This is a genomic window from Streptacidiphilus anmyonensis, from assembly GCF_000787855.1.
In the GTDB taxonomy this organism is placed as follows: domain Bacteria; phylum Actinomycetota; class Actinomycetes; order Streptomycetales; family Streptomycetaceae; genus Streptacidiphilus; species Streptacidiphilus anmyonensis.
Map to the genome: position 1 here is coordinate 1 of NZ_BBPQ01000028.1, position 11389 is coordinate 11389.

Sequence of the window (11389 nt, forward strand, 5' to 3'; positions counted from 1 at the left end):
GGCCGCGACCGCGGCGCCCGCCGAGGGGCCGCGGTGCGGGACGCGGCCGGAGCGGCGCCCCCGGCCGGGACGGGCGTCGGGATGGTGACCGGGACGCCCGAGGGACGGCGTGCGCCGGTGATCCGGACGAGCTCCGGGTCGCCGGGCCGGACCCGGTCGTCGTTCGGCCGGACGCCGGCGTCCCTGAGCAGCTGCGACATCTCGCGGCGCTGGTGGGACAGGACCAGGGTGACCACGGTGCCCGACGCGCCCGCGCGGGCCGTGCGGCCGCCGCGGTGGAGGTAGTCCTTGGGGTCGGTCGGCGGGTCGACGTTGACGACCAGGTCGAGGTCGTCGACGTGGATGCCGCGGGCCGCGACGTTCGTCGCGATCAGCGCGCTGACCTCGCCCTTCTTGAACTGGTCCAGGACCCGGTTGCGCTGCGGCTGCGACTTGCCGCCGTGCAGGGCCGCGGCGCGCACCCCGTTGGCGAGCAGGTCCTTGGCCAGCTTGTCGGTCGCGCGCTTGGTGTCCACGAACATGATCACGCGGCCCTCGCGGGCCGCGATCTCCAGCGTCACGTCGCGCTTGTGCTCGTCGTTCACGTAGAGCACGTGGTGCTCCATGCTGGTGACGGCGCCGGCGCTCGGGTCGACGGAGTGGGTGACCGGGTCGTTCAGGAACCGGCGGACCAGCCGGTCCACGTTCTGGTCGAGCGTGGCGGAGAACAGCAGCCGCTGCCCGTCCGGGCGGACCTGCTCCAGCAGGGCTGTGACCTGCGGCAGGAAGCCCATGTCGGCCATCTGGTCGGCTTCGTCCAGCACCGTGATCGCGACCCGGTCGAGACGGACGTCGCCGCGGTCCAGCAGATCCCGCAGGCGGCCGGGAGTGGCGATGAGCACCTCGACGCCGCGCTTCATCTCGGCCGCCTGGCGACCGATCGACAGGCCGCCGACGACGGTGGCGAGCCGCAGGTTCACGGCGGTCGCGTAAGGGGTGAGCGCGGTGGCGACCTGCTGGGCCAGCTCACGGGTCGGCACCAGGACCAGGGCCAGCGGCGCCTTGCTCTCCGCGCGACGGCCCGCCGTGCGGGCCAGCAGCGCCAGGCCGAACGCGAGGGTCTTGCCGGAGCCGGTCCGGCCGCGGCCGAGGACGTCGCGCCCGGCGAGCGCGTTGGGCAGCGTCGCGGCCTGGATCGGGAACGGCTCGGTGACGCCCTCGCGCACGAGCGTCGACTGGAGCGCGCGCGGCAGGTCCATCTCGGCGAAGGACGCGGCTGCCGGGAGCCCCGGGGTCTGCGGCGCGGCCACCTCGAAATCACCCTGTGCGGCCACCACCCGCTTCACGGGGCGACGCTTCGGCGCGCCGTAGGACTGGCCGCCGCGACGCTGGCCGCCGTCCGGGGTCGCCTGCCGGCCGCCGCCGCGCTTCTTCCCGGCGCGCTCCTCCGGGGAGAGCGGCCGGCCGAAACGGGTCGCCGGACGCTGATCGTCAGACCGGTTGGTGCGGTGGTTCACGGCAGACCTTCCACAAGAAGCCACGAAAAAGCCCTGTGGGCCCGGCCGAGCGGCCGGGCCCACAGAGTCGAAGTAGCGGGGACAGGATTTGAACCTGCGACCTCTGGGTTATGAGCCCAGCGAGCTACCGAGCTGCTCCACCCCGCGTCGTTGGCTCAACCGTAACAGAGTCCGACCCGGTCGGCGGGGCGGTGGGACGTGACGGCACTCACCCTTGCCGGTGTCCGTGGTGCTGTTCCCCGCCTGTTCTCGTCCTGTTCCCGCCGCCGTCGTCGGCACGGCTGCGCCCGCCCCGGCCCGTGACGGCTCGTCAAAGGACGCCCCGGGCAGGCGCGGCAGCGGGGGGTCTTGTAGGGTTCCTCGCGAATCATCCAGAGGGGTGGAGGGACCGGCCCTACGAAGCCCCGGCAACTCCCCGGTCGAGTCGGCGTGCGACGCACGCCGCAGCGAGCGGGATCAGTGCCAACTCCGGCCTGTCGCCAACGTGGCGCGGGAAAGATGAGGAGACACGGTGCTCTCAGTGCTGTCCTTCGACCGGGCGCTTCCCGTCCCGGCCCTTCCGCGTACCCGTCTCGTGTCCGGCGCAGGCAGTCGGCCGACTCTTCCGGCCCTTTCCCGCTGAACACGCCACCGCTCCTGGTCGGAGCGGAGCCCCCGTGAGCGCGGCCCGACGGCGGCTCGCGGGGTGGTGAGACTGGAGTACCCACTCATGGAGAAGACGAGCGGCGTAGGCGTGCTCGACAAGGCCACCGCGATCCTCGGCGCCCTGGAGGCCGGGCCCGCCTCGCTGGCCGGGCTGGTCGCCGCCACCGGGCTGGCGCGGCCCACCGCCCACCGGCTGGCCGTCGCGCTGGAGCGCCACCGGCTGGTCGCCAGGGACATGGAGGGCCGGTTCGTTCTCGGCCCCCGGCTCGGCGAGCTCTCGGCGGCGGTCGGCGAGGACCGCCTGCTGGTCGCGGCGGGCCCGGTGCTGACCCGGCTGCGCGACGCCACCGGCGAGAGCGCCCAGATCTACCGCCGGCAGGGGGAGGACCGCATCTGCGTCGCCGCCGTCGAGCGGCTCTCCGGCCTGCGCGACACGGTTCCCGTCGGTGTCACGCTTCCCATGAAGGCCGGCTCGGCCGCGCAGATCCTGCTGGCCTGGGAGGAGCCGGAGCGCCTCCACCTCGGCCTGCGGGGCGCCCGCTTCACCGCGACCGCCCTCAGCGGTGTGCGCCGCCGCGGCTGGGCGCAGTCCGTCGGCGAGCGCGAGCCCGAGGTCGCGTCCGTCTCCGCGCCGGTGCGCGGGCCGTCCGGCCGGGTCGTTGCCGCGGTGTCCGTCTCCGGACCGGTCGAACGCCTCAGCCGCCACCCGGGCGCGCACGTCTCGCAGGCCGTCGTGGAGGCCGGCGCCCGCCTCACCGAGGCCCTGCGCCGTCCCTGAGCCGCTTGCGGATGTGACGCGGCATCAGTGGGGCGTGCTCGGCGAGCACGTCGACGAACGCGGCGGCGACGGGGTCGGGGTTGGTCCTGGTGTACGCGGTGAGCGGGCGCTGGACCGGCGGGTCGGGGCGCAGCACCGTGCCGGCGAAGTGGGGTGGGACGGTGTTGGCCGGGACCAGGGTGGGGCCGAGGCCGGCGGCCGCGTAGTTGGCGGCGGAGGGAGCCTGCTCGGTGCGGACGGCGACGCGCGGGTGGAAGCCGGCCGCGGCGCAGGCGTGCTCGAGGAGTTCGGCGAGCCCGCTGTCCGGGGTGAAGTGCACCCACTCGCGCTCCGCGAGGTCGGCCAGCCGGACGCGCGGCGCGTGGTCGAGGGCGGCCACCGGGTCGCCGGCGCGGGTGACCACCAGGAACTCCTCGGTGCCGACGTGGCGCACGGGGCCCTCCCAGTCCGCCGGGGGCGGGCCGACGGCGATGTCGGCCTGGCCCGCGGCCATGGCCGCGATCAGGTCGTCGGTGTGGCGGTGCTCGAAGAGGCGGACGCGGACCCCGGGGTAGCGATCCCGCCAGGCGCCGAGGGCGGCCGGCAGGACTCCGACGCTGAGCGAGTAGAGGGTGGCGAGGTGGAGTTCGCCGGTGGCGATCCCGGCGGCGCGGCGGGCCGCCGTGGCGGCGCGTTCGGCGTCGGCGAGGGCGGCGCGGGCGTGGGGGAGCATCGCCCGGCCGGCCGGGGTGAGCCGCACGGCGCGGGGCAGGCGCTCCAGCAGCGGGGCGCCCACCTCGCGCTCCAGGGCCTGGAACTGGTGCGAGAGGCCTGGCTGGGTGACGTGGAGGCGTTCCGCGGCGCGGGTGAAGGAGCCCTCGTCGACGATGGTGACGAGGTATTCGAGCTGCCGCAGGGTCGTCATGTGCTCAGCTTATGGGTTCGAGAGAAATCTTTCCTTGGACGCATGGCTCGGGTGCTCCGCAGGATGGGATCCGTCGGTCCGCACCCGACCTCGTCCCACCGACGTGACCCGTCCGACCCAAGAGGAGCACCACCATGTCCGACCAGCCCGTCGTCTGCGTTCTCGCGACCTTCAAGGCGTCCGCCCACGCCACCGAGCAGGACTTCGCCTCGGTCATCGACGCCGAGCTCGCCCGGGCCAAGGAGCTCGTCGACCAGGGCGTGATCGTGCACGGCTACCACCGCACCGACGTCGTCGGCGCGGCGCTGATCGTCTCCGCCGGGACGGTCGAGGCCGCCCGCGACATCTTCGCGACGCTGCCGGCCGTCGCCGCCGGCCTGGTGGAGACCGAGCAGATCATGCCGCTGGTCCCGCTCCAGCTGCCCGCCAGCTGACCCGGACGGCAGCGATGTCCGACGAGCCGCCGGTGCTCGATCCGGCCGCATGGGCGCTGGCGGAGCAGGCCGCCTCCGGGCCGGACCCGTGCGGGCTGCCCGTGGCCGAGATCCGCGCCCGCCTGGAGCGGGCCCAGTCCGGGCGCACGGCCGGACGGGACGCCCGCGTCACCGACTTGACGGTGCGTGGGCCGGGACCGGCCGACCAGGTCCGGCTACGGCTGCTGCGACCGGCCTTCGCCGCCGAGGCCGAGGTGCTGCCGGTGATCCTCTACCTGCACGGCGGCGGCTGGATCGCGGGCAGCCCCTCCACCCACGACCGGCTGCTGCGCGAGCTCGCGGCCGGGGCGGCTGCCGCCGTGGTCTTCGTCGACTACGACCTGGCCCCTGAGGCGCCCTATCCCGTCGCGCTCCGGCAGGCACGCGCCGCGGCCCGCTGGGTGGCCCGGCACGGCCGTGCGCGGGGGCTGGACGCGAGTCGGATGGCCGTGGTCGGCGACAGCGCGGGCGGGAACCTGGCCGCCGCGCTGACCCTGCTCGCGCGGCAGGACGACGCGTTCTCCTTCGTCCAGCAGGTGCTGCTGTACCCGCCGCTGGCGGCGGAGTGCGACACGCCCTCGTTCCGCCGCTTCGCGCGCGGCTATGTCCAGAGCGCCGACTACCTGCGCAGGCTGTGGCAGCAGTACGTGCCCGACCCGGCACGCCGGACCGAGCCGACCGCCGCCCCGCTGCACGCCGACCCTGGTCTGCTGGCCGGTCTGCCCCCCGCGCTGGTCGTCACCGCCGAGGCCGACGTGGTGCGCGACGAGGCCGAGGCGTACGCCGCGCGGCTGCGCGCCGCCGGAGTGCCCGTCACCGCGACGCGCTACCTGGGCACGGTCCACGCCTTCGTCGTGCTCGACGCGTTGCGGGACACCCCGGCCGCGCGCGCGGCCACCGCGCAGATCGTCGCCACCCTGCGCGACGCCCTCCACCCGTCCCCGTCCCCGTGACTGTTCCCGTCCTGATGACGGTCCCGTCCCCGGAGCCCCCTGTGACCACGTCCGCACTCGGCGCCGCCCTCACCGTGGGCAACATCGCCCTGTCCTTCCACCGCGCCGCCGCGGCCCTCACCCGACGGGTCCTGGAGGCCCACGGCCACCGCACCGCCGGCATCGAGGCGCCGCACGAGCAGTTGTTCCGGCTCCAGGCGGAGGCCCGGGTCGACGTCCTGGTCTCCGCCTGGCTGCCCGCCAGCCACGACGTCTACCTGTCCGCCTACCGCGAGCGCGCGCTGGTGCTCGGCGCGCACTACCACCCTTACTGCGTCTGGGCGGTGCCGCCCTACGTGCCCGCCGGGGAGGTCGGCGAGGTGGCCGATCTCGCCCGCCCCGAGGTGGCCGCGCGGATGACCCGCGCCATCGACGGCATCAACCCCGGGGCGGGCATCAGCCGGTTCTCCGCCCGGATGATCGGGGCGTACGGCCTGGATCGCCTCGGGTACACCTTCACCCCCGGCACCGAGGCGTCCTTCACGGCCCGCGTCGAACGGGGGATCGCCGAGCGGGAGTGGTTCGTCGTCCCGCTCTGGCGGCCGCAGTATCTCAACCGCCTGCACGGCCTGCGTCCGCTGGCCGAGCCCAAGGGCCTGCTCGGCGCGGTCGACGCGGCGAGCCCGGTGGTGCACCGCGCGGCGCTGCCGCGCATCCGCCCCGCGGCCCTCGCCCGCCTCGACGGCCTGCGCCTGGGCAACGAGGCGATCGAGGAGCTCGACACCTGGATCAACGCCGACGGCCTGACACCGCTCGACGCCGCCGACCGCTACCTCGCGGCCCACCCCGACCTGCTCGTATGAACGGAACGAAGGAGAACCAGCCATGAGTGACCGTCCGCACCCGGCCACGATGCCCGCGGTGGCCTACCGCACCAGCCTGCCCGTCGACCACCCCGACAGCCTGCTGGACCTCGAACTGCCGGTGCCCCGGCCCGGTCCGCGCGACCTGCTGGTCCAGGTGGAGGCCGTCGCCGTCAACCCCGTGGACTACAAGGTCCGGCAGAACGCCGACCCCGGCGGCGAGCCGAGGGTGCTGGGGTGGGACGCGTCGGGCACCGTGGTCGGGGTCGGCGCGGACGTCGAGCTCTTCGAGGTCGGCGACCAGGTCTACTACGCCGGCGCGCTCGACCGGCCCGGCGTCGACGCCCGCTACCACGCGGTGGACGAGCGGCTGGTGGGCCGCAAGCCGACGACCCTCTCGCACACCGAGGCCGCGGCGCTGCCGTTGACCTCCCTCACCGCTTGGGAGGGCCTCTTCGAACGCCTCGGGCTGCGCGCCGGCGGCCTGGAACAGGACGGGACGCTGCTGGTGACCGCCGCCGCGGGCGGGGTCGGCTCGATGGTGACGCAACTGGCGCGGGCGCTGACCGGCCTGACCGTGGTCGGGACCGCCTCCCGCCCCGAGACGGCGGAGTTCGCGCGCCGGATGGGAGCGCACCACGTCGTCGACCACCGGCGCCCGCTGGTCGAGCAGTTGGCCGAGGCGGCCCCCGGCGGGGTGGACCACGTCTTCGGCACGGCCGGTACGGACCGCAACCTCGCGGCCTACGCGGAGACTCTCAAGCCCTTCGGCGGGATCGTGGCCGTCGACGACTTCGACAGCCTCGACATCGGGCTGCTGAAGGCGAAGAGCATCTCCTTCCACTGGGAGTTCATGTTCACCCGCTCGATGTTCCGCACGCCCGACCAGGTGACGCAGCACCGCATCCTCACCGAGGTCGCCCGGCTGGTCGACGCGGGCGTGCTCGCCAGCACCGCCACCAGCGACCTGGGCCCCGTCAACGCCGCGAACCTGCGGGAGGCGCACCGGATCATGGAGGCCGGCACGGCCGTCGGCAAGCTGACGCTGACCGGCTTCTGAGCGGGCGGGCCCGGCCGGTGGGCCGTCGCGGGGCGTGTGACAGCCGGGTGCGGTTCCCGCTAGCTTCGGAGCCCACCGGCAGCGTCCCCGCTGCCCCAGTCAGGGGAAACCGCAGCATGAGTGAGCCAGTTCTGGTCGTGGGCGCAGGTCCCGTCGGTCTCGCGGTGGCCGGCGAGCTCGCCCGCCGGGACGTCCCGGTCCGCGTCGTCGACGCGCTCGCCGCGCCCACCACCGAGTCGCGCGCGATCGTCGTGCACGCCCGCAGCCTGGAGATGCTCGAACGGGTCGGCGTGCTCGACGACATCGTCGCGTCCGGCATCAAGGCCACCGGCGTCGAGATGCACGCGTCGGGACGTACCCTCGCCCGCGTCGAGCTCGACATCGTCGACAGCCCCCACCCCTACTCGGTCCTGACGGCGCAGACCGAGACCGAGCGCATCCTGGCCGGGAACCTGGCCAAGCACGGGGTCGAGGTGGAGCGGGGCGTCTCGCTGGTCGGCCTGGAGCAGGACGCCGACGGGGTGCGCGCGACCCTGCGCGCCTCCGACGGCCGTGAGGAGACCGTCGCCGCGTCCTGGCTGGTCGGCGCGGACGGCGCGCACAGCGCGGTGCGGCGGCAGGTCGGCACCGCGCTGGAGGGCTCGTTCCACGGCGAGCGCTTCCTGATGGGCGACGTGCACGCCGAGCACGACTTCGATCCGCGCTCGATGTACACCTTCTTCTCCGCGCACGACGGCCCGCTGATGGTCTTTCCGATGAAGGGCGACCGGATGCGGCTGATCGCCCAGATCCCCACCGCGTCCACGGACGAGGCCAGCCAGGAGTGGCTTCAGCGGATCACCGACGAACGGGCCGCCGGACGCATCAGGATCCACGACTCGCTGTGGCTGACCTGCTTCGAGATCCGCCACGCCCAGGTGCCGCAGTACCGGTTCGGGCGGGTGTTCCTGGCCGGCGACGCGGCGCACATCCACAGCCCGGCCGGCGGCCAGGGCATGAACACCGGGCTCCAGGACGCCTTCAACCTCGGCTGGAAGCTCGCCGCCGGCTACCGGGGGACGGCCTCCGAGACGCTGCTGGACAGCTACCACGCCGAACGCCACCCGGTCGCGGCGCGGGTCATCGAGTTCAGCACCCGGCTCACCCACCTGAGCACGCTGGCGAACCCGGTGGCCCAGCACCTGCGCAACGCCCTGCTGCACACGGCCACCGGTCTCGGCCCGACCCGTCACGCCCTCGCTGAGGAGACCGAGGAGACGACGGTGGCCTACCACGACAGCCCGGCGGTCGTGGGGTCGGCGGTGCGCCCGAAGGTCCGCGGCGGGGACCACCTGCCCGACGTGCCGGGCACGGAGCTGCGCAGCGTGCTCTCCGCGGAGACGGGCCACGTGCTGGTGACCCTCGGCGCCCTTCCGGCGGTCGCGGAGCTCCCCGGCGTCCGCCAGGTCCTGCTGGCCGACACCGGCGCTCCGGTCGACGGCTTCGACGCCGTGGTCGCGGACCCCGACGGCCGCGCGGCGGCCCGGCTCGGCCTGTCCCGCGGCCGCGTCCTGGTCCGCCCGGACGGCTACGTCGGCGCGCTTGCCGAGGGCGAGGACGACCGACCGGTCAGGGCCTACTGGGAGTTGACGACCCCGGCGCGCTAGCGGCGCCACCCGCCGCGAGCCGGGGCCGTTTCACATCCGTGCCGGCGGGCCGGGCCCGGCGGCGGTGGGAGGACGGGCCCTCGGGGCCGGGACGCGAACGTCCCGGCCCCGACACCCGCCCGGCTGCGGGTCAGCCCGCCCGCGGCACCCAGACGGCGGCGTGGAAGGGGCCGTTGGCGCTGCCCGCGCTCGTCGGCGCGGTCGCCGCGCTCCCCGCGACGACGCCGTCGCCGCCTACCTGGGCCGCCGAGGAGTTGACTCCGCCGAGCGCGGCCAGGTAGGTGAAGGCGCCGTTGTCGACCCGGGCGACGAAGGCGAGGGAGTTGGGGGCGAAGTCGTCCCCGACCATGAGGTTCCCGGAGATCTGGTCGACCTGGGTGACCCCGCTCCCCGAGCCGACCATGGTGGTCGCCTGCGTGGCGAGGTCGAAGGTGGTGGAGAGCATGCCGTCTCCGCCGACGGCGGTCCCCCCGCTGACCAGCTCCGCGGTCCGCAGGTGCCAGCCCAGGTCGGTCCGGGCGCCGGTCCGCAGGTCGTAGGCGTATCCGCTGACGGCGTTGGCCGCCGTCCGGGACTGGCCGACCACGACGGAGCCGCTGACGTCGTTGGCCGTGCTGGAGCTTCCGCCCAGGGTGCCGAGGTCGGTCATGCTGCGGGTGCGCAGGTTGTACGCGAATCCGTGCGTGCCGGACGCGTCCGGCAGCGCGGAGTCGCCCACGACGGTCGCCCCGCTGACGGCCGTCGCCGAGCTCGCGCCCGAGGGACCGGCCAGGCTGCCGAGGTCGGTCATGGTCCCGGTCCGCAGGTCGTAGGCGAAGGCGTGGGACACCTGGTCGCCCGGCAGCGACGACGTCCCCACCGCGATGCGGCCGCTGAGGCCGGTGACGGTGGTGGTGCTGCCGCCGAGCGTGCCGATGTCGACCAGCGTGCGGGTGCGCAGGTCGTAGGCGAAGCCGTGGGTCGGTCCGCCGCCGCCGAGGTCCGAGGTGCCGACGACGTAGTCGCCCGCGACGCCGGTCGCCTCGCTGGAGCCGTCCAGCGTGCCGAGGTCGGTCATGGTGCGGGTGCGCAGGTCGTACGCGAAGGCGTGCTCGGCCGAGTCGCCGCTGATCAGCGAGCTTCCGACGACGGTGTGGCCGTCGATGGCGGTCGCCGTGCTGCTGGTGCCCCCCAGGGTGCCGAGATCGTGCACGGTGTACTGCGGGGCCGCCGCCCTGGCCGGGGCCGCGGCCCCGTACGCCGGACCCGCGCCGAGGGCGAGCAGCCCCGAGACGGTCAGCACGCACGCACGTAAGCGAATGGTTCCCATGGTGCCCCCCTGAATCCGAGCCGGGTCATCCCCATGCGACCCGGCTCATCCGGCCTTCACTTGTACAGCAGCTCCGTTCGGGTCACCAGTGAGGGTGCGTTTGCCAACTCCCTTTTCAGACACAGAAGTCGACGACTCCGGTGTCCAGCGAGTAGTAGGCGCCCACGACGCGGGCGCGGCCGGTGCGCTCGTAGGGTTCGAGTAGTGCGTCGTGCTCCAACTGGCGTACGGTCAGCCGGATCTGGGCCCGGACGGTGTTGTCGACCTGGTCTCCGGGCAGGCCCTTGGCGGCCTCGTAGGCCGGGCGCAGCGCGTCCAGGACGTCCTGGAGGTGGGCGGGGGCGTCCCGCCCGGCGTTCAGCGTCTCCACCGCGAAGGAGACCGCGCCGCAGCGCTGGTGGCCCATCACGACCAGCAGCGGCGTCAGCGACTCCTCCACGCCGTACTCCACCGCGCCCTGGACCAGGCCGTCGTTGGTCTGCGCGGCGGTGCGCACCACGAACAGGTCGCCGACGCCCCGGTCGAACACGATCTCCGGAGGGACGCGCGAGTCGATGCACGAGAACACCGTCGCCAGCGGGTGCTGGGCGCCCGCGACCTGCTCGCGGCGCGCGACGGTCTGGTGGGGGTGCCGCAGCCGTCCGGCGACCCAGCGACGGTTGCCGTCCTCGAGGATGCGCAGGACCCGGTCCGGGGTCAACGGGACGCCGTCGGCCGCGTCGCCGCTGCGCTCGCCGCTCCCGCCGCTCCCGCCGTCGCGGTCCGCCGCGTAGGCGCCGAGGGCCGGGGCCGCGGGGGTCGCCGCCCACAGCGGGGCTGCCGCGAGCCCTGCCGCGCCGGCGACCAGGACGCTCCGACGGGTCCGGGAAGCCCCGCTGCTCGGGGACGGTTCGACGGGCTCGGACATCTCGGCGGCTCCTTCGGCGGATCGACGTCGCACACGCGGTCCGAGTATGCGCGCCCGCCCCGGTGACGCCCGGTCATGGCCGCTGCTCCGGGGGTGATTTCACCCGGACGCAGGCGAGTGTCCCGGCCGGCGTCAGTCCGCGAGAAGGTCGACGCGGTGCTCGGCGAGGGGGACGTAACGGGATTCCGACCCCTCGCGGTGCTCCTGGAGACCCGAGGGGGTGCCGCCGTCGTCGCGTGCGCGCAGCGACAACAGCGACAACAGCGGCAACACGTCGGCGCGATCGCGGCAGGGATGCGCGACGCCCCGCCACACCGCCCACGCGTCGGGGGCGGCGAACGGGGGCGCGGCGGTCCTGCTCGTGCTGTCCATGAAG

Annotated in this window: 11 protein-coding genes, 1 tRNA gene and 1 riboswitch; of the genes, 6 read left to right on the forward strand and 6 right to left on the reverse strand. The window is 74.6% G+C overall.

What is annotated here, in order from left to right:
• Both TR50_RS22910 and TR50_RS22915 read right to left on the reverse strand, forming a co-directional pair.
• Positions 1-1496, reverse strand: a 1496-nt coding sequence (locus tag TR50_RS22910) for a DEAD/DEAH box helicase (RefSeq protein WP_236654546.1), incomplete at its 3' end; no start/stop codon positions are given.
• Positions 1497-1569: 73 nt separating this feature from the next.
• Positions 1570-1643: transfer RNA gene (locus tag TR50_RS22915), tRNA-Met, on the reverse strand.
• Positions 1644-1860: 217 nt separating this feature from the next.
• A riboswitch (SAM riboswitch) is annotated at positions 1861-2001 on the forward strand.
• Between the two features lie 204 nt (positions 2002-2205).
• On the opposite strand from TR50_RS22915, the gene TR50_RS22920 reads away from it, so the two are divergent.
• Positions 2206-2919, forward strand: coding sequence for an IclR family transcriptional regulator (locus TR50_RS22920; RefSeq protein ID WP_042424914.1), 714 nt, complete (start codon positions 2206-2208; stop codon positions 2917-2919).
• Here the strand turns inward: TR50_RS22920 and TR50_RS22925 are convergent.
• The gene (locus TR50_RS22925; RefSeq protein WP_042424917.1) at positions 2894-3823 is read right to left on the reverse strand and encodes a LysR family transcriptional regulator; all 930 of its coding nucleotides are present in this window, start codon (positions 3821-3823) and stop codon (positions 2894-2896) included. The genes TR50_RS22920 and TR50_RS22925 overlap by 26 nt on opposite strands.
• A gap of 134 nt (positions 3824-3957) precedes the next feature.
• Between TR50_RS22925 and TR50_RS22930 the strand changes: the two genes are divergently transcribed.
• The 5 genes from TR50_RS22930 to TR50_RS22950 all read left to right on the forward strand — a co-directional run bounded on the left by TR50_RS22930 (position 3958) and on the right by TR50_RS22950 (position 8797).
• On the forward strand, positions 3958-4257 hold the full coding sequence (locus TR50_RS22930) for a YciI family protein (RefSeq protein ID WP_042424922.1): 300 nt from the start codon (positions 3958-3960) through the stop codon (positions 4255-4257).
• 14 nt (positions 4258-4271) lie between these two features.
• A complete protein-coding gene (locus tag TR50_RS22935) occupies positions 4272-5249 on the forward strand; it encodes an alpha/beta hydrolase (RefSeq protein WP_042424925.1) in 978 nt (325 codons plus the stop codon).
• A 41-nt stretch (positions 5250-5290) separates the two neighbouring features.
• The gene (locus tag TR50_RS22940; RefSeq protein WP_236654547.1) at positions 5291-6091 is read left to right on the forward strand and encodes a glycine betaine ABC transporter substrate-binding protein; all 801 of its coding nucleotides are present in this window, start codon (positions 5291-5293) and stop codon (positions 6089-6091) included.
• 22 nt (positions 6092-6113) lie between these two features.
• On the forward strand, positions 6114-7151 hold the full coding sequence (locus TR50_RS22945) for a zinc-binding alcohol dehydrogenase family protein (RefSeq protein WP_084700797.1): 1038 nt from the start codon (positions 6114-6116) through the stop codon (positions 7149-7151).
• A gap of 116 nt (positions 7152-7267) precedes the next feature.
• Positions 7268-8797, forward strand: coding sequence for an FAD-dependent monooxygenase (locus TR50_RS22950; protein ID WP_042424931.1), 1530 nt, complete (start codon positions 7268-7270; stop codon positions 8795-8797).
• A gap of 130 nt (positions 8798-8927) precedes the next feature.
• Here TR50_RS22950 and TR50_RS42855 read toward each other — a convergent pair whose 3' ends face one another.
• From TR50_RS42855 to TR50_RS22965, 3 genes are all read right to left on the reverse strand, one after another.
• Complete coding sequence (locus TR50_RS42855) at positions 8928-10106, reverse strand: hypothetical protein (RefSeq protein WP_152648577.1); 1179 nt, start codon at positions 10104-10106, stop codon at positions 8928-8930.
• Between the two features lie 115 nt (positions 10107-10221).
• Complete coding sequence (locus TR50_RS22960; RefSeq protein WP_042424933.1) at positions 10222-11013, reverse strand: carbonic anhydrase; 792 nt, start codon at positions 11011-11013, stop codon at positions 10222-10224.
• Positions 11014-11145: 132 nt separating this feature from the next.
• Positions 11146-11385 (reverse strand): hypothetical protein, encoded by a 240-nt coding sequence (locus TR50_RS22965; RefSeq protein WP_042424936.1) that lies wholly within the window; start codon positions 11383-11385, stop codon positions 11146-11148.
• Positions 11386-11389 lie beyond the last annotated feature (4 nt).

Bases quoted from the DNA above. Each gene is read 5' to 3' on its own strand.
- TR50_RS42855 (WP_152648577.1), bottom strand. From the start codon at position 10,106: ATGGGAACCATTCGCTTACGTGCGTGCGTGCTGACCGTCTCGGGGCTG.
- TR50_RS22935 (WP_042424925.1), top strand. From the start codon at position 4,272: ATGTCCGACGAGCCGCCGGTGCTCGATCCGGCCGCATGGGCGCTGGCG.
- TR50_RS22925 (WP_042424917.1), bottom strand. From the start codon at position 3,823: ATGACGACCCTGCGGCAGCTCGAATACCTCGTCACCATCGTCGACGAG.
- TR50_RS22950 (WP_042424931.1), top strand. From the start codon at position 7,268: ATGAGTGAGCCAGTTCTGGTCGTGGGCGCAGGTCCCGTCGGTCTCGCG.
- TR50_RS22960 (WP_042424933.1), bottom strand. From the start codon at position 11,013: ATGTCCGAGCCCGTCGAACCGTCCCCGAGCAGCGGGGCTTCCCGGACC.
- TR50_RS22965 (WP_042424936.1), bottom strand. From the start codon at position 11,385: ATGGACAGCACGAGCAGGACCGCCGCGCCCCCGTTCGCCGCCCCCGAC.
- TR50_RS22945 (WP_084700797.1), top strand. From the start codon at position 6,114: ATGAGTGACCGTCCGCACCCGGCCACGATGCCCGCGGTGGCCTACCGC.
- TR50_RS22930 (WP_042424922.1), top strand. From the start codon at position 3,958: ATGTCCGACCAGCCCGTCGTCTGCGTTCTCGCGACCTTCAAGGCGTCC.
- TR50_RS22920 (WP_042424914.1), top strand. From the start codon at position 2,206: ATGGAGAAGACGAGCGGCGTAGGCGTGCTCGACAAGGCCACCGCGATC.